This window comes from Candidatus Zixiibacteriota bacterium (assembly GCA_040753875.1).
In the GTDB taxonomy this organism is placed as follows: domain Bacteria; phylum Zixibacteria; class MSB-5A5; order GN15; family FEB-12; genus DATKJY01.
Map to the genome: position 1 here is coordinate 1 of JBFMDV010000005.1, position 16,774 is coordinate 16,774.

Consider the following 16,774-nt stretch of genomic DNA (forward strand, 5'->3'; position numbering starts at 1 on the left):
CGGGAGTTCTTGGCGAAGGTGTAATCTGCCATGTTCCGGCAACCGTAATCCCACCGCAAGCGGTGGGGTACCCCGCTCCTTGGGGCGGGTTGGTGGCCAGAGTGGCACGCAAAGATGTCATGTGTGACGTCGGGCGTCCTCGCCCGACGCTACTTGTTGCTGCCGAGATCATCTGCCTGACCGGCCAGGGCACACATGATTGGGCCTGTTGAAAAACTATGCCGTTCCGAAGTCAGTAGCAATTGTTCGTTGTGGCGGGTCTTGCGGCCGCACGTTATATCATCGCCGCACTTCGACTTCGCTCAGTGCGACGATGACGGTGTATGCTGGCGTTGAAGCGCGGCCGTGTGACCCGCCACTTTTTCAACAGTCCCGATTAGCTGTGTTACCTCATCGTTGGATGCCCTGTCCAATCTGTCCCTCGGCCTATTATGTAAACGATGTTACCGGTTTGTACCAATGTGTAAACGGTAGACGTCCTGACGCCGTCCCATAAGTCGCGAAAATCAGTTGCGTCAGTTTCTGCGACCCCGACGCAATCGGGGTCACGTGAACTGACGCACTTTGTCTCGAAAAAGATATGGCGTATTAAGACTTTTGCTGGGCGAACTGTTCAGCGGCCCGGCGTTCCAGTTCCGCCAGGGGGACTTCCTCGACACGTGTGGCGATCCACCATGAATTGCCGCTCGGGTCGACCACGCCGCAGCAACGGTCACCCCAGAACTGGTTTGCCGGCTCAGCCATGGATGTCCCGCCGGCCTGCAAGGCACGCCTGTAGACGGTATCGACATCGTTCACATAGTGATAGAGGCACGACGGCATCGGCTTGTGAGGCCCTGTGGCATCCGAGAGCATCAGGACCGAATCACCGATCCGGACCTCGGTGTGCCCAACGGTCCCGTCCGGGCGCATCATTTTCTCGGAGACTTTGCCGCCGAACGCACCTTCAAGAAACTCGATCAGTTTGACAGCACCTTTCACGACCAGGTATGGGGTGACGCTGTGGTAGCCATCAGGGATAGGTTTCACTGTCATATGTCTCTCCTTTCTTTGGACCCTTGTGAAAACTTGCGGGTGTAACGCCACTGGCACCAAGCCACACCCTCTCCTGTGCCCGGTGAGTTGAAGATTACACTATCAGGGATGGTGGCGCAATCACTTTCGGAATGCGTTCGATAGCTCCCCTTTGGGTTGCTAACAGTTCAGTGGGGCAGATTACCATACGGCCCTGCTGAAGAAATGGACAGACTTTGCCGATTATTTCTTGTAGAGAATGTAATTCTCGCAGTCCCGATTGACAGTCTCCCAGCTGTCACGATTTGACGCACGCTTGGACGTCATGGGCTGTCGGTATGAGGGAACAAAACAGTATCATGACTGCCGGAAACAGAACTTCAAGAGACATCAGTTGGCTGACGGTCGCTTCCGCTGCCTTCGGTGGCACAGCCGCCGTTATTGGACTGCTGGCGTTGGCTGGTTGGGCATTCGATAATGCCGTGCTCAAGGGTTTCCATCCGAGCTTCGTGACGATGAAACCGAATACCGCAGTCGGTTTAGTGTTCCTGGCAGTTTCCATCGTTCTCTTGAGCCTGGGTCGAGACCGGAGGTTTGCACGGAGGTTGGCGGGCACGTTGTCGTTGCTGGCTGGCGTCCTCGGTGTACTCTCACTTGCCGAGTCTGTATTCGCATTCGACATCGGTATCGATCAGCTTCTGTTCAGAGAATATCCAGATGCCATCGAAACTTGGAGCCCGGGACGCATGGCTTTCATCACAGGCGTCTGCTTCCTGATGGCCGGCCTGGCTATACACGTAATAGCTGCGTCATACAAACGGGTACAGCGTCTTACGGACCTTCTGCTCTCAGCTACTGCCCTGGTCGCAGTTTTTGTATTGGTCGGTTACCTTTTCGATGAATCCGGGATGCGGGACCTGGGGATGCACGGTTCGATGGCCCTCAATACGGCGATGGCTTTTTTCTTTATCTGCCTTGGGGGGTTGCGCTTGAGCCGGACCGGCGAATCATGGCCTCGATGTTCTCCAGTTCTCCGGCCGGCATAATGCTTCGCTGGATTCTTCCCGCGGCGATAGCCGTGCCTATCATGGCCGGCTGGCTGCGCTGGGCAGGGGAGCGGCACGGTTTGTACGGCACGGGTGTTGGAGTAGCTTTATCAGTAGTCACAACCATTACGCTGTTGGTAGTACTCATTCGCATGGGAGCAGGTGCGATAGACCGCGCACAGTCTCAACTCGACCGTCTGGAGAGATCGGCGCGCGAGAACGACCAGCGCTTGCGAGCGCTGCTCGACGCCGCTCAGACCTCGATATACATCTTCGATCGAGATGGAAAATTCGTCTACACGAACCGGCAGGTTGACGATCTCTACCAGGTAGGCACGGGCGGACTGATCGGCAAGACATTATTCGATCTGTTTCCGGCCGATCGGGCTGTCATCTATCACAACCACAATGAGCGTGTATGGAATTCCGGGGCAGCGATTGAAGTGGAAGAGACGGCACAGATTCCGTCCGGTTCCAAAACGTACCTCTCGCACAAGTTTCCCATCTGTGACGAAAGCGGGAGTATGGTTGCCCTGGGGGGAATCTCGTACGACATTACGGAGCGAAAACGAATGGAGGAGGAGCTGCGCCAAAGCGATGAGAATGTCCAGGCTCTGTACGATGATTTGTTGCGACAGAATGTACGACTGCAGTCAACCAATGCTGAGCTTGAGTCATTCAGTTACTCGGTCAGCCACGACCTGCGGGCGCCTCTTAGAGCTATTGACGGGTTCAGTCTCGCCCTGATGGAAGACTACGGCGACAAGCTGGACGGAGCAGCGAAGGACTATCTCAAGCGGGTGTGAGGCGGCGCTCAGAGGATGGCTCAACTCATCGACGATCTTCTCCGACTGTCGCGAGTCTCTCGCGCCGAACTGGTGGTCAATGAAGTAGATATCAGTTCTCTCGCGCGGAGGACTGTCGAGCAATTACGAACCAGCGAGCCAAACCGGCAGGTTGAAGTCCATATCGAAGATGGATTGTATGTACAGGGGGATCAACAACTGTTGGCGGTACTGCTTGAGAATCTGCTCGGGAATGCCTGGAAATTTACCGCGCGCAAGGCACGGCCCGTGATCCGACTTGGATCGATGATACAGGATGGCGAACGAGTGTTGTACGTGCGGGACAATGGCGCCGGTTTCGACATGACGTATGTCGACAAGCTGTTCAATGCCTTCCAGCGCCTGCACACGGAAGGCGAGTTTGCGGGTACCGGGATCGGCCTGGCGACAGTCCGACGAATTATTCGGCGACATGGCGGCGATGTCTGGGCGGAGGGAGCGATAAACGAGGGCGCGACTTTCTTTTTCACATTGGAATCAATCAATTGTCAGGGAGGTGTTTATGCACCACAAGGTCATACTGTTAGTCGAGGATAACGACGACGACCTGCAGCTTACGCTGCGGGCACTCAAGCAGAACAATATCACGAACGAAACAGTGGTGACGCGTGACGGCGCCGAGGCGCTTGATTACCTGTTCGGCGGCGGAAAGTACGCCGGTCGATATCCGGCTGAACTGCCCCAGGTAGTACTTCTGGATCTGAAGTTGCCGAAGATTGATGGGCTGGAGGTACTTCGACGCATCAGGGCGAATGAGCGGACGAAACTGCTGCCGGTGGTCATTCTCACCTCATCGAACGAGGAAGTGGACCTGCTCAACGGCTATGGGTTAGGCGCCAACAGTTATGTCCGCAAACCGGTGGACTTCAACCAATTCACTGAGGCGGTGCGCTCTTTGGGGTTGTACTGGCTTCTCTTGAACGAGGTCCCTGCCCTGCAAGTGAGGTAGCCATGTCTGTTCCTCTTCGCGTTCTCATAGTAGAAGATTCAGAAGCGGATACGCTTCTGCTGCTCCGGCAGTTGACGCTCGGCGGCTTCCAACCCACCCATTCTCGCGTGGAAACAGCAGGCGCTTTCAGAGAGGCGCTCAATGACGAGGCCTGGGATATTGTCATAGCGGACTACCTCATGCCAAAATTCACGGGGATCATGGCATTTGATATTCTCCGGGAGAGCGGCAAGGATATCCCGTTCATCATCGTGTCCGGTTCCATCGGCGAGGAGATCGCAGTCTCGGCCATGAAGGCAGGGGTCCAGGACTACGTCATGTAAGGATACCTGGCTCGCCTGGTTCCCGCGGTTCAGCGAGAACTGCGTGACGCGGCCGAGAGGAAAGCACGACGCGCAGCCGAAGAAGAAGCTCGCAAATCCGAACGGTTGCGCATGGTTGGAGAGCTCACGACATCACTCATCCATGATCTCAAAAACCCGTTGTTGGTCGTGCAATTGGCCGCCGACCTGTTACGCAAGCCCAACCTCGGATTGTCCGATCACGAGAAATACTGTACCGTCATCGAGCAGCAAATCCGCCGGATCACCGGGATGAGCCAGGAGATCATGGAATTCGTGCGCGGCGATTCCAATCTGTCGGTGCAGGAAACCAACCTTCGGGAACTCATCTTGGACCTGATCGGCACATACGCCGAACCATTCGCCAACGACGGTATAACGTTGTCGCTGGATATCGGGAATTCTAAAGATGACGATCTGATAGTGCCGGTCGACGCCGACAAGTTGGCTCGTGCACTGCTGAATCTTGTCAACAACGCGCGCGACGCCGTGACCGCCGGGGGCAAGATCAGCGTTTCTATCAAGTCACTCAACGATCAGGTCAAGATTGCCGTTTCGGACACCGGCGCGGGGATTCCCGATGAGATTAAGGAAACGATCTTCGAGCCGTTCGTCACGCACGGCAAATCATGCGGTACCGGCCTCGGCCTGGCCATAGTGAAGCGAATCATCGACGCTCATGGCGGGGGGATCAGTTTTGAATCCACCTTGTCTGTTGGGACCACGTTCAACATCACGCTGCCGCGCAGGTCGCCCGTGCAGCCGGCAACAGCGGACCTGGGCAAATCGCACGCCATGATGGCCTGAGATCGCTTCTGGCGACCATTTCCAACCCTCTTCGACTCCTTTCACGACGGCAGGCTGTTACTGGACCGTGACGCCACAGCCCTGAGAATCGGACAGGCGCATCACCCGTATCTTTTTTCTTCAGTCCGGCCCTTTCCTTACCGATATTATGGACATATCAAACCATATCCGGGAGCATATATGCGCAAAGTAATCCTGTTTATTGCTGTGGCCGCAGCCGTGCTGGCGTCCTGCTCGTCGAGCACGGGGCCGAGTCCGGTACAGGCAGCCGCAATTGTCGCCGAACACCAGATCGTCAACTCGTTTGGAAATATCCCGGCGGCAACGATCAACCAGATCAAAGCCAACTATCATATTTTCTATGGGCACACCTCCCACGGCAGCCAGGTGGTCACCGGCAAGAACATGCTGGCCACCGAAGACACGCTATACACATTCAACGGGTTCGTCGAATACGGTGATGATCTGGGGACACAAGGTGACACGAGCTGGGTGCCTATCACCCGCCAGAGACTGAACGAAGCCGGTAACAACTTCAACGTCGTCATGTGGTCCTGGTGCACCGGTGTGTCGGACAACACGGAGGCGGGGATTAACATCTACCTTCAGGCCATGGCGCAACTCGAACTGGATTACTCCAATGTAATCTTCGTCTACATGACCGGCCACCTGGACGGCGGCGGTCCGACCGGAAATCTGTATGTTCGCAACAACCAGATCCGGCAGTACTGCCTGGCCAATAACAAGGTGTTGTTCGATTTTGCGGATATCGAAAGCTACGATCCGTCCGGGACCTACTACCCGGATGAAACCGATGCCTGCGCCTGGTGCAGCGCCTGGTGCGGGACGCATACCTGTCCGAGTTGTGCATCATGTGCCCACTCGCACTGTTTCAATTGTTATCAGAAGGGGAAGGCATGGTGGTGGCTGATGGCCCGACTGGCGGGCTGGAATGACCCTACCGGGTTCAGCGGAGGTGTCGAAACGCCGCTGCCTGTCGGGGTCGAGCTTGAACACAATTATCCCAACCCATTTAACCCGAGCACCACTATCAGGTACACGCTGACACAAAACACCGATGTAGTGCTGGCAATATTCAACACGCTCGGACAACACGTTCGCACGTTGGTCGATGGCCGGTCGACAGCCGGGGAATATAGCGTGGAATGGGACGGACGCGATGGCCACGGGCATCAGGTGTCATCGGGGATCTACTATTATTGTTTGACGGCCGGGAATCGCACGGTGAGCCGAAAAATGGTGCTTTTGAAGTAACTGTCAGATCGAAGGCAGTGATATCACAAAGGCGGCGCCGCCGAGCGGGCTCTCCCCTATCGCGACTGTGCCGCCAAGGTCGCTGATTATTCGATGAACGGTGGGAAGTCCCAGACCGGTTCCGACCTCTTTGGTTGTGAAGTAGGGCGTAAACACTTTTTCCCTCAGTTCGACCGGAATGCCGGGGCCGCTGTCATCGAATGAAAGCAGTACCCGATCGCCGTCGCGGCGAGCAGCAAGTGACATCCGGCCGGGGTGTCCGCCAAGCGCTTCTTTGGCATTGTTGTACAGATTCAATAGCACCTGATGCAGGGAGTCCGCAGCTCCAGCGACATGCAGATCAGTATCGACGGAGAGATCAATTCGGATATCCAGTTTTTCAGCCTCGGCTTTGACCAGCGCTGCAAATGATGCGATGACGGCCGACAGATCGACGGCACCACTTCGTTTTTTCTCCTCGCGCGCCAGCGCCAGGAAGCGAGTGATGATGTCGTTGAGCCGTTTGGTCTCGGTGCGAATCTTCTCCGTGAACGCCGCATATTCCTCGCTGCGCTCAGATGGAGAAAACTCCGAGGCCAGGCGCTGAGCGGCGATAGAGATCGTGTTGAGGGGATTGCGTATCTCATGGGCAACGCCGGCCGCCAGGTTGCCCATCTCGGACAGCCGTTCCCGTCGCGCCGCCTCCTGCTCGTACTCGCGATAGCGCGTGATGTCATAGGTCACGGCCACAACGCCTGTACGGCGGCTATCTTCGTAGATGACCTTTGAGCGGGCCACAAGGAGCGTCCGTCGGCTGTTGTTAACGGTGATATGGGTCTCGAACTCATCGGCTCCGAGCTGCCCGGTCATAAACGAATCGAACTGAAGAGGATTCAGTCCGGCAATCTCCTGGCGCGGTCGTCCAACCGCCTGAGAAATTCCCATCGTAGCCACAAACGAGTCATTGGCCAGGCGAACGATGCCGTCCTCGTCACAGGCAACCACGCCAACTTTCATCTGTTCAAATATTCGATCGGTGAGGGTCTTGATATCACTGAACTGACGGCTGATCTCACGACGTCGGTGGCGGCTGTTGATGTAGAGCATCGCCACGACAACCAGCGCGAACAGTATGGCGGACATGACGATCATCTGGCGGTCATAGCCGCGCGACACGCGATAGAAACCATCGAGAGACATACCGATCCGGAACAGCCCGAACGGATACCGCCGGGTGGCAAAAGGACGGACCAGCTCAAGCACCCTGGTCCCCTGAAAATCATAGAGTCGATTCATGATTGTATCGCTGTCGAGGGCGCTTTTCAAAAAGGGGTCAGATTCGATCGCGAGCAGATCGCCGACCTTCCGCGAAGAGAAGATGATCCCTCTGGTGGACTGGTAGATGATGTACTCTACGCCTTTCTCCTGGGCCATCCGCTGGGCCAGGAATCCGATACCGGTCTGGCTGAGCGCTTCGTTGTACGAGCGGGCATCGCTCGAAAACACGATCACCCGGTCGAGTTCGTTGGCGATCTCGAGATAGTACTGGACATTTTCACCCGTCTCCTCATTGGCTTCATTCAGGAGAACCGAACGCGTCACCGGATGAGCGATAAGCGAGCGAACTTCTTGGTCGATCCATTCGGGCGGTTTCAGGCGTTCTCCGCGAGCGGTGCCGGCAGCAGTCAGTATCGAGTCGGCGCCATAGAGGTAAATGCCATTGAGGTCATGGGCGCGGGCATAACTGGCCAGCATGGCATTGGACGGGGGCCGGGTATCAAGCGCGAACAGCTCGCCGGCAAGGTCCATATAGCGGCGCTGCGCCAGGCGATCATAATACATTTCGGCGGCGATGGCATTCTCAGAGGCCTCGGCCAACGCCTCGGTAAACGCGGTCCCTTGAAGCACCAGCAGTCGGAAACTGTCGTTGCGGCTCTCGCGGATACCGATCCACGTGACCGCCAGCACGGCCGCCGCGATAATCAGGAAAATGACAACCAGCGATCTCTGGCCGAGGCGGGTTTCGATTGTAGAGGCGCGGCTCGACATGTCCGAAAATTATCGGCGCGAGCGGGCTGCGGCAAGGTAAAGATGAGGGTCGGATCCGCCGGGGAACAAAGTAGGGAGTGGTGGAGGGGGGATGCCCGACTCTAACGTCAGGTGGCTGGCGAACCAGCACACACCACTCCCTATATTTGTATACGCTTCGGCCACCCGCGAATTTGGGGCCGTTGGAGATTCAGTGCAACCGCTGTGCCGGCCGGTGGCAGCGCCAGGCCGGGCGCCTTAAAGGCTGAAAACGGGCGAGGCAGGCTCAGCAGACCCCGTGAACGTCAAGCGAAGAGGGCGTTGGTCCGCAAGAGGTTTACCGGATACGCAACTACGTGCACAAACCCGCTTGTGATCAGCCAGTTCGCAAGACAGACCAAGGCCGGCACTACAACGTGCCGGCCCGATTCAAATCGTCATAGCAGATCAGAAACGATCAATGCCAACGGAAACTATTGGCAAGCCTTGTAAATCTCCACGCAGATGCGAAGACTTATTGAACATATTCAGCGACACGGTATTAGTGTCAGAAATGACCGACCGGTCGGTAGGTAACGACCGCAACATGACAATTAGCGGGAAATTGGTGGTTGTGTCCGGATTGTTGATCGGTTCCAGGCTTATAAATGCCGTGCCGGGGGCACCAATGAAGTCGATCGAACTTATACCGAATCTCGCGCTCATGGCAGCAGAGTTGATAAAGTCGCCGCCCGGATACGGCGGAGTAACCGGGTACATGGATGACGCAGGTTTCGGAAAACCGAAGGGGTTGCCATCATCATCGGGCAGGTCGATATGGGAGAAGGTCCCGGTTGACATCAGACCTCCGTCGTCGCCAGGAATATAGTTGAAACTGACCCCTTTGTATACCCAGGCAGGCGGTGAGAAGGGTCCGACGGCTGTTTTCGGTATCGCGTTTGACACTACCCAGCCCTTGTATTTCCAGCCCCACGGGGTGAAGTCAGGCAGGGCAAAATTGTCCTGCGTGAAAATATGCAGCTCGGCCAAAACCGGAGTTGTTTGATACACAAAATCGTAGTCCGGCCGCTGATACGGCGGAGCGGGCACACACAAATCAAAATCGTAGCGAACGGCAACCTTCTTCAGCGTGTCGCTGCTGTAATATAAAGTATCCGGCCCGAATGCGACCAGAGTCGTTTCAACGCGAATGTTCCGGAGGTTGCACACGTAGAGACTCTCCGGCTTCTGTGCCGCAGGAGGGATTTCGACCATCGTGGATGAGGTGTCCAGATCTATGGAATCGAGATACTCGTGGATCGTGTCACGGTAGATCGAGAACCAGATACCACTGCCATCCCCCACATTCCCGTCCCGGTCGGACACCGTTTCCATATTCATGCGCACTGTCGACAGCCACATGGTGTCGCTTTCCGGAAACACCAAGTCGAGCGGATCGATTCCTGGGTCCGTTATATCATCAATGAGCATAATCGGGCCGTGCGGTGCGGCATCCGTGGGATAGGTCTCCACGGAAATAAACAGTGACTTGTACTTGAGCGATTTGTTGCCGTTGGTGACCATGTATTTGAGGATATCATCTTCAAAAAGAAAAACGTTCGAACGGGTCATCCAGGTGCCACCCGTCCCCGGCGTTGCGAATCGCGCATTCCTGTTATCCCAAAAGAATTTCCCGAGGGAAATAGTGTCGCTCGTACCGGCGACCCAGAGCTCATAGATCATGCCGTCCGGCGTGGTGGGCAGACGCTCCACCGAGAGAGTAAGGGTAGTCGATGTAATTGATGTCACGACATCTTCGGGCTGTGAGCAGCCCAGACTCAGGGCCAGCATGGCGGCTAAGACTAAGAAAGGCAGGTGGTTAATTCGCCTCAGCATCTATTCCTTCCTCCTCCCGGACGAAGCCGGAACGGGTCTTTAGAATCTTCCCAACAACAGACGGCCAGTATATAGGGCCAGGCAAGGGGTGTCAAGCCCATATTTGCAATGGAGTTGACCGAGTGGAGACGAATGGCCGGACCGGTTTATTTAAAGAAATATAGCCCTAAGTCGATATTCTGATTAAAACGGATTCACCAGCTTGTGAAGGGGAAACGTGTCGCTAAACAGGTGTCCAAACTGCAAGGTGGAACTCCTCTTTGAGGGTTCTGAATTTTGCGAGCATTGCGGCGTCAAGCTCGACCGCGAAGCTCTCAAAGCGAGTGAACCGCCCGCCGGCGATGATGACCTGGATTTTGTCGTCACGGAAGGGCATGAAGATTATTCACAGCATGTGGTCGGGAACAAGAAAGAGAAGTCCGAGGATCTGGGCCTGCAATCCAGCGCCGAGATCATGGAGCATATTTCTGACACGGACCAGCGAACCGCGCCGACCTCTCCCTCAGTTCCGTCGGCCTCTGGGACACAACCGATCCAGATAACACCCGGGTCCGTCCCAGCCACTAGTGGTACCGCCGTCAAACAACCGGGGCCGGACGATACGGGCGGACTGCGACGGTTATCAGTCGACGAAGTCAAGGCGATCGAGAAGAATCTTTACAGCGGTTCGTCATCGTACTTGAGTGAGGATGAGAAGCGGAATTTGCTTAAGAACATGTCTTCAATTGAACAAGCGGCCAAAGCGCCCGATAGCGCCGCCATAGCCCGGAAACAGGCAGTCAGCGCAGCCCTGAACGGCGGTGTTTCGCCGACGAGCAAGGAAGCGACTGGTGAATTCCCTAAAGCGCCGGTGGCCAAGCGTGGACGCGGAGTAGCGTTCTTTTTCAAGAACTATATCAGGCTTCAGGGACATCTGGAACTTCACGACCACGATGAGCTACTGATAAACGAGCGGGTGTTTGTTCTGCGCAAGAAGAACTTCAGCCCCAAAGTGACGTTCAGTGTGGCAGCGGGAGTTTTCACGCTGGTACTCCTCGTCCTGGCCAGCCAGTTTCTGACCGGCAAAGGGAGCGGCAAAGGCGAAGTGGTGGGGTTTATCCTCGACGAGCAGATGCAGCCGTATTTGTCGGGTGCCACGGTTCGTTTTCCGGATCTGGGCAAAAAATACACCAGCAATTCGCAGGGGTTCTTCAAAACCGATCCCCTGCCACCTGGAAGCCATAAGATCGAATATGCTCTGCCGGATGGACGGGTGGCGGTTGATTACGCCACGGTAGTGGGTGGCGATATCACCACGCTGGTACTTCGTTCCGAGCCGGCCGGGGAACAGGAAATAGCGGCAGAGATTGAACCGACACAAAGTGCGCCGGTGACGACACGGCCAGCCCGCGAGCGAGACCGCCAGACGGAAGCTCCGCCTCAGCAACCGGCGAATGTGGTGCCCGAAGTGACGAGAGCGAACGCCCGGGTGACACTGGCAGCGAATGTCGAGGGGGCACGCTTGGTGATCGATAATACAGTCCTGGGGGCCGGCAATCTCACCTACGGGCGTCTGAAACCCGGGAACCATCAGTACAGTGTCTCGAAAGAAGGGTACCAGACAGCTACGGGCACAATCGACCTGACCGGAGGTGAGACTGCTGTTCTGGCGGTGACACTCAGCCCGTCACAACAGAAACCGGCAGCGCCACAGTTGAATCCATCGGAGCAGGCATACAACGACGGCCAAACCGCCATGAACGCACAGAACTACGCAGCGGCGATCGGCAGTTTTTCAACGGCGATAGAGCAGAACGCCAATTATATCGCGGCCTATATGGCAAGGGCAAAGGCATATGCTGCTACCGGACAGAAGCAGGCGGCCCACGACGACTTTCTCAAGTCGGCGGAAATGTACCGAATGAAAAAGAACTACGATCAGGCGGTGCAGGCCTACAACAAGGCTATCGAGGCGAATCCCAAGTCCGGTGCAGCGTACCTAGGCCGGGCCGACTTATATCTCGACAAAGGCGAAGAGATCGCCGCTATTGCAGATTACGAAACGGTGACGCGTCTGGACCGCCGCAACCCCCAAGCCTACATGGGACTGGGGGAAGCCAGGTTCAACCAGGGGAATTTCGAGAAGGCGATCAAGTACTTCAAGGATGCCAAGGACCTCGATCCCAACAACGCCGAGGTGTACGAGCATCTGATGCTGAGCTATCTGGCGAACGGTGACATCAAGGATGTAAAAAAGACCTACGAGAAGTACAAATCAATCGCCAGTCCGGAAGCGCAGAACCGTCTGGCGCGAGACAATCGCTTCAGCGCGGTGATGAGTCTGGTCGGCAACGAGTAGCGGTGGGGGCCGATGGACGGGAAGTTGAACTGCTGGCAGTACAAGAACTGCGGTCGCGAAAAAGGGGGACTTCTGGCAGAGATTCTGGGGGAGTGCCCGGTTTCGTCGGAAATGAAATATGACGGTGTGAACGGCGGACGCGGCGCCGGACGGGTTTGCTGGGCGGTGGTCAACGCCGGTTGCTGCGACCCGCGTGGCGGCACCCCTATTAGTTGTCATACCTGCGACTTCTATCGACGAGTCGTGTTCGAACAGGCCGACGCTGTGAGTTGCAAGTACTTCTCAGTCACGGCGTAAGGCAGACGCGCCGCCGCCGGTGAATGCCAAGGCCCCTCCCCTGCCGCCGGCAGGTGAGCGGGTCTTTTTGCTGTTGCCCCCACAACCTTTGATCTCTATAATCGTCCAAGAAATGATGACTTGAAATCTCAGCCGTCTGGAGGCCGATGTGCATATGCGAGTCTTTCGAAGCACCGCACAGCTTGCGGTAATGTTGGCATTGACTACCGGGGCTATTGCCCAAACTGCGACAATCGAGCAAAGGGTCCTGCGAAAGCAGAAATATATTCCGGATATCGCCACGTTTCTCCAGATTGGCGGATCATCGGCGGCGGGATTGAGCTGGGACGGGAAACAGGTGTTCTTTACTTCCTCCATGTCGGGGGCCAACCAAGTGTACCGGTTGACTGAGGCCGGCTGGCCGTATCAACTGAGCATGTTCGAGGATGGCATCGATTTCTTCACATTGTCATACGGCAGTGATATGGCGATCGTGGGAGCATCGGTGGGAGGGTCGGAGCAGTCACAGCTTTTCTTGATGGACACGCAAACCGGCCAGGTCACCCGGCTGACCAATCTGCCGAAAGTACAGTTCGGGTCGGTGACGTGGGCGAAAGACGACCGGTCGATATACTACCGTTCCAACGAAGAGAATCTCAAGGACTTTTTCATCTACCGGATGAGCCTGGCCGATGGTCAGTCGGTCAAGGTCTTCGGAGACACTGCCGGCGTGCGGGGTAGCAACTCCATCGCCGATATTTCGCAGGATGGAAACAAGCTTATCGTTTCGAACTATCGGTCGACTGTCGACAACGACCTGTATCTGGTTGACCTGAAGACTGGCGGTCATCAGAAGTTGACCTCGGATACGCTCGATGTCATGTACTCCTCTCCCACGCTGATGCCCGACAACACGACGATATGGGTGCTCTGCAACGACAACCCGGATGGTATTTCGCGGCTGGCGAAGATGCGGGTTGGCTCGCCGGAGGTGGAATTTGTCACCGACGGTTGGGTCGACCCGAAATGGGAGGTGGAAGGGCTGGGGTTCTCGCGCGACTACAAATACCAGGCGGTGTCGATCAACGAAGACGGTTATATGCGCCTGAAGATACGGGAAGTTGAGTCCCGCACTGAACTGCCGTCTCCCCCGCTGGCCGGGATGCTGGGGGGTCCGCTTTTCGATCAGAGTGGTGCTTGCATCGTATCGTTCAACGGCCCGACCCATGCACCGGATGTATGGCGGTGGAACCCTGCCACGAAAGAACTCAAACAGCTTACCTTTGCTCCGTATGCGGGTATCGACCGCGAGTTGTTTGGTGAACCGGCGCTTGTTCATTATCGGAGTTTCGACAGTCTCGAAATCCCCGCACTCCTCTACCTTCCCAAGAACTATCAAAAAGGGACGCCGATCCCATTCCTGGTGGATGCCCACGGAGGGCCGGAGGGGCAGTCACGCCCATATTTCACGCGGAATATCCAGTATCTGATTCTCAACGGTTTCGGCATTATTCAGCCGAACGTGCGGGGCTCGGAGGGGTACGGGCGCGAGTACATCAACCTGGACAACTACAAGAACCGCAAAAATTCACTTAAGGACTACAAGGTGGCGGTCGACTACCTGATCGCCAACGGATATTCCAAAGCGGGTCAGATCGGCATTCGCGGCGGATCGTACGGAGGCTATGTGGTGCTGGGGATGATCACGGAGTATCCGGACCTGTTCGCCGCGGCAGTGGACGAAGTGGGAATCGCCAACTTCGTGACGTTCTTGCAGAACACCGCGGCTTATCGGCGGGCGCTCCGCGAAGCAGAGTATGGCCCGCTGTCCGATAGCGCGTTCCTGCGGGAGATCTCCCCTATCTGGAAGGCAGACCGGATCAAGACGCCGCTGCTCGTAGTGCATGGCGCCAACGATCCCAGAGTGCCTATATCGGAGGCGCGGCAGATCATCAAGGCGATCCAGGACAACGGCGGCGTTGTCGATTCGCTGATCTTCGCGGATGAAGGACATGGTTCGTCAAAGCGCGTAAATATCATTGCCGAGTATCGGAAGCAGGTGGAGTTCTTCGGCAAGCATCTGCGCAAGGACGAGTCGGCCCAGACCGGTCAGTAGTCCGCTTCATATCGCAGACTGATATGCGTAAGCGGCCGGAGGAGTTCCCCGGCCGCTTTTCTATATGGCCTGTCTTCTAAGTTACCTGTTATTCGGAGATCTTGTCGATCCAGGGCTCTATGGCGTATTTCGTTGCCAGCTCGTCTTTCAGGCGCATAGCTTCATCGGACGTGGGTAAGCGTCCGACGCGAATGCGGTAATGGTCACGATCATTGACAGTCACCGTGGCAATATACGGCTGGTAGCCATCGTTCTCGAGCTTAGTGACCAACGCCCGCGCCTCCACCAATGTCACGGCACTCCCAACTTGTACAGTGAAACTCTCCCCTACTGGACGACGAGGCATGGTGGGACGGGAGACAGCGGCTTCCTCCGGGATAGCGTTGATATCCGGGACCGTATCTGGTGGCACGTCCGCTGCCATCGGCTCGACAGTGACCTGGTCGATAAGGGTGACGGCGGTCTGTTCTGTCGCGGTTCTGTCGACGCCGGTATCTGCCCCGATAGGGGCTTCCATGGCGCTGTCGGTCAGGTACTCTGCATATTGGACTACTGGGGAGCTGTCCTGCAAGATGGTCGAGTATGAACTGTCGATTTGGGCGACCGTATCGCCGGACAACATTCTCTCCAGACGGGCCGCCTCCCGCTTCCGTTCCTCCGAGCAGGAAATGAGACCAACCGCCATAACACCTGTGAAAATCACCAAAACTCGTGTCGTCATCGTCATGTTACTCCGTATTCATCGAGACCCGGCCGAACCCGGCTCGGCACAGCGACAAAAACTATTGGGCGTCGACGGCAGTGTCAATGTAAAACGGCAGATTGTGGCGGAAATGAAAAATCTTGAATTCGCGAAAGCTGGTGTATAACATATGGAGGACACAAGGAGAATGAATGCGCGCATATGAAAGCATACTGGACCTTATTGGTCGGACCCCCTTATTGCGCCTGCAGACCGGAATTCCGGTCCCCGGCCCACAGGCGTACGTCAAGCTCGAGTTTTTCAACCCGACAGGATCCATCAAGGACAGGATGACGCTTCACATAATCCGGAAAGCCATGTCGGAAGGGCGCCTGAGACCGGGGGACACGGTGATCGATAATACTTCGGGCAATACCGGGTCGGCGCTGGCGATGGTGGCATCGGTACTCGGTTTGAAGGCGATCCTGGTGACGCCCGAGAAGACCAGTCAGGAAAAAGTCGACCTGATCAGATCATACGGGGCGGAAGTCATTGTCACCCCCACGGAGGCGGCTCATCATGATCCGGCGGGGTGCTACATGGTGGCCCGTCGGTTGGCCAAAGAAAAGGGATATTTCGACCTGGATCAGTACGACAGCCAGGACAACGTGGAGGCCCACTACTTGTCGACCGGGCCGGAGGTCTGGGACGATACCAGCGGCAGGATAACGCATTTCGTGGCGGGAATCGGGACTGGTGGGACGTTTTCGGGTATGGCGCGATTCTTGAAGGAGAGAAACCCCCGCATACAGGCAATCGCGGTTGACCCCGAGGGCTCCATTTTCGCGGATTATATTCGCGACCGGAAGGAGACCACCGGGTACACGTACAAGGTCGAGGGGATCGGTTCCGATGTCATCACCAAAGCGTTTCACCCGCAGTACGTGGATGCGGTGATCACGGTGTCGGACAAGGACTCGTTCAATAGAGCCCGCCAGATCGCGCGCAAGGAAGGGATCTCGGCCGGTGGATCCTCAGGTGCGGTGGCGGTGGCGATGGAACAGGTGGCGGCGAAAGCGGGGTCGGGCGCGATCATAGTAGGGATCTTCGCCGATGCCGGTATACGTTATCTCAGCAAGTGTTACAACGATTCCTGGATGCGCCAGCAGGGGTACCTGCCGATGTCAGAGGAGAAGCGCTGAC

16 protein-coding genes are annotated in these 16,774 nt (G+C 56.4%); 12 read left to right on the top strand and 4 right to left on the bottom strand.

The window, feature by feature from the left end; all coding sequences use genetic code 11:
• Positions 1-212: hypothetical protein (locus tag AB1644_01505; protein MEW6049726.1), on the top strand; the 212-nt coding region annotated here is incomplete at its 5' end.
• Between the two features lie 376 nt (positions 213-588).
• Here AB1644_01505 and AB1644_01510 read toward each other — a convergent pair.
• Positions 589-1,035, bottom strand: a complete 447-nt coding sequence (locus AB1644_01510) for a VOC family protein (protein MEW6049727.1) — start codon at positions 1,033-1,035, stop codon at positions 589-591.
• Positions 1,036-1,352: 317 nt separating this feature from the next.
• Here AB1644_01510 and AB1644_01515 point away from each other — a divergent pair, with 317 nt between their 5' ends.
• The 7 genes from AB1644_01515 (at position 1,353) to AB1644_01545 (ending at position 6,277) form a co-directional block, all read left to right on the top strand.
• Positions 1,353-2,060 carry a hypothetical protein gene (locus AB1644_01515; protein MEW6049728.1) on the top strand — a complete coding sequence of 236 codons (708 nt, stop codon included), beginning with the start codon at positions 1,353-1,355 and terminating at the stop codon, positions 2,058-2,060.
• On the top strand, positions 2,024-2,866 hold the full coding sequence (locus AB1644_01520; protein ID MEW6049729.1) for a PAS domain-containing protein: 843 nt from the start codon (positions 2,024-2,026) through the stop codon (positions 2,864-2,866). Before AB1644_01515 ends, AB1644_01520 begins: the two co-directional genes overlap by 37 nt.
• Positions 2,867-2,881: 15 nt before the next feature.
• A complete protein-coding gene (locus AB1644_01525) occupies positions 2,882-3,442 on the top strand; it encodes an ATP-binding protein (GenBank protein MEW6049730.1) in 561 nt (186 codons plus the stop codon).
• Positions 3,408-3,854: a response regulator gene (locus AB1644_01530; GenBank protein ID MEW6049731.1), complete on the top strand. Its 447-nt coding sequence runs from the start codon at positions 3,408-3,410 to the stop codon at positions 3,852-3,854. The genes AB1644_01525 and AB1644_01530 overlap by 35 nt, the downstream gene beginning before the upstream one ends.
• A 2-nt stretch (positions 3,855-3,856) precedes the next feature.
• Positions 3,857-4,177 (top strand): response regulator, encoded by a 321-nt coding sequence (locus AB1644_01535; GenBank protein MEW6049732.1) that lies wholly within the window; start codon positions 3,857-3,859, stop codon positions 4,175-4,177.
• A gap of 111 nt (positions 4,178-4,288) precedes the next feature.
• Positions 4,289-5,002, top strand: a complete 714-nt coding sequence (locus AB1644_01540; protein MEW6049733.1) for a HAMP domain-containing sensor histidine kinase — start codon at positions 4,289-4,291, stop codon at positions 5,000-5,002.
• Between the two features lie 180 nt (positions 5,003-5,182).
• Positions 5,183-6,277, top strand: coding sequence for a FlgD immunoglobulin-like domain containing protein (locus tag AB1644_01545; protein ID MEW6049734.1), 1,095 nt, complete (start codon positions 5,183-5,185; stop codon positions 6,275-6,277).
• Positions 6,278-6,280: 3 nt separating this feature from the next.
• Here the strand turns inward: AB1644_01545 and AB1644_01550 are convergent, their stop codons facing one another.
• Positions 6,281-8,305 (bottom strand): ATP-binding protein, encoded by a 2,025-nt coding sequence (locus tag AB1644_01550; protein ID MEW6049735.1) that lies wholly within the window; start codon positions 8,303-8,305, stop codon positions 6,281-6,283.
• Positions 8,306-8,731: 426 nt separating this feature from the next.
• Positions 8,732-10,159 (bottom strand): hypothetical protein, encoded by a 1,428-nt coding sequence (locus tag AB1644_01555; GenBank protein MEW6049736.1) that lies wholly within the window; start codon positions 10,157-10,159, stop codon positions 8,732-8,734.
• A gap of 247 nt (positions 10,160-10,406) precedes the next feature.
• Here AB1644_01555 and AB1644_01560 point away from each other — a divergent pair, with 247 nt between their 5' ends.
• The 3 genes from AB1644_01560 (at position 10,407) to AB1644_01570 (ending at position 14,889) form a co-directional block, all read left to right on the top strand.
• On the top strand, positions 10,407-12,497 hold the full coding sequence (locus AB1644_01560; GenBank protein MEW6049737.1) for a tetratricopeptide repeat protein: 2,091 nt from the start codon (positions 10,407-10,409) through the stop codon (positions 12,495-12,497).
• Between the two features lie 12 nt (positions 12,498-12,509).
• Complete coding sequence (locus AB1644_01565; protein ID MEW6049738.1) at positions 12,510-12,794, top strand: two-CW domain-containing protein; 285 nt, start codon at positions 12,510-12,512, stop codon at positions 12,792-12,794.
• A gap of 154 nt (positions 12,795-12,948) precedes the next feature.
• Complete coding sequence (locus tag AB1644_01570) at positions 12,949-14,889, top strand: S9 family peptidase (protein ID MEW6049739.1); 1,941 nt, start codon at positions 12,949-12,951, stop codon at positions 14,887-14,889.
• Positions 14,890-14,977: 88 nt separating this feature from the next.
• Here the strand turns inward: AB1644_01570 and AB1644_01575 are convergent, their stop codons facing one another.
• Entirely contained in the window at positions 14,978-15,610 is a 633-nt protein-coding gene (locus AB1644_01575) for an SPOR domain-containing protein (protein MEW6049740.1), read from the bottom strand.
• Between the two features lie 173 nt (positions 15,611-15,783).
• Here AB1644_01575 and AB1644_01580 point away from each other — a divergent pair, with 173 nt between their 5' ends.
• Positions 15,784-16,773: a cysteine synthase family protein gene (locus tag AB1644_01580; protein MEW6049741.1), complete on the top strand. Its 990-nt coding sequence runs from the start codon at positions 15,784-15,786 to the stop codon at positions 16,771-16,773.
• Position 16,774 lies beyond the last annotated feature (1 nt).

What these genes read in the sequence shown, in the direction of transcription:
- AB1644_01570 (MEW6049739.1), top strand. Translation starts at nt 12,949, where the DNA reads ATGCGAGTCTTTCGAAGCACCGCACAGCTTGCGGTAATGTTGGCATTG.
- AB1644_01565 (MEW6049738.1), top strand. Translation starts at nt 12,510, where the DNA reads ATGGACGGGAAGTTGAACTGCTGGCAGTACAAGAACTGCGGTCGCGAA.
- AB1644_01515 (MEW6049728.1), top strand. Translation starts at nt 1,353, where the DNA reads ATGAGGGAACAAAACAGTATCATGACTGCCGGAAACAGAACTTCAAGA.
- AB1644_01575 (MEW6049740.1), bottom strand. Translation starts at nt 15,610, where the DNA reads ATGACGACACGAGTTTTGGTGATTTTCACAGGTGTTATGGCGGTTGGT.
- AB1644_01520 (MEW6049729.1), top strand. Translation starts at nt 2,024, where the DNA reads ATGGCCTCGATGTTCTCCAGTTCTCCGGCCGGCATAATGCTTCGCTGG.
- AB1644_01535 (MEW6049732.1), top strand. Translation starts at nt 3,857, where the DNA reads ATGTCTGTTCCTCTTCGCGTTCTCATAGTAGAAGATTCAGAAGCGGAT.
- AB1644_01545 (MEW6049734.1), top strand. Translation starts at nt 5,183, where the DNA reads ATGCGCAAAGTAATCCTGTTTATTGCTGTGGCCGCAGCCGTGCTGGCG.
- AB1644_01540 (MEW6049733.1), top strand. Translation starts at nt 4,289, where the DNA reads ATGGTTGGAGAGCTCACGACATCACTCATCCATGATCTCAAAAACCCG.
- AB1644_01525 (MEW6049730.1), top strand. Translation starts at nt 2,882, where the DNA reads ATGGCTCAACTCATCGACGATCTTCTCCGACTGTCGCGAGTCTCTCGC.
- AB1644_01555 (MEW6049736.1), bottom strand. Translation starts at nt 10,159, where the DNA reads ATGCTGAGGCGAATTAACCACCTGCCTTTCTTAGTCTTAGCCGCCATG.
- AB1644_01580 (MEW6049741.1), top strand. Translation starts at nt 15,784, where the DNA reads ATGCGCGCATATGAAAGCATACTGGACCTTATTGGTCGGACCCCCTTA.
- AB1644_01550 (MEW6049735.1), bottom strand. Translation starts at nt 8,305, where the DNA reads ATGTCGAGCCGCGCCTCTACAATCGAAACCCGCCTCGGCCAGAGATCG.
- AB1644_01530 (MEW6049731.1), top strand. Translation starts at nt 3,408, where the DNA reads ATGCACCACAAGGTCATACTGTTAGTCGAGGATAACGACGACGACCTG.
- AB1644_01510 (MEW6049727.1), bottom strand. Translation starts at nt 1,035, where the DNA reads ATGACAGTGAAACCTATCCCTGATGGCTACCACAGCGTCACCCCATAC.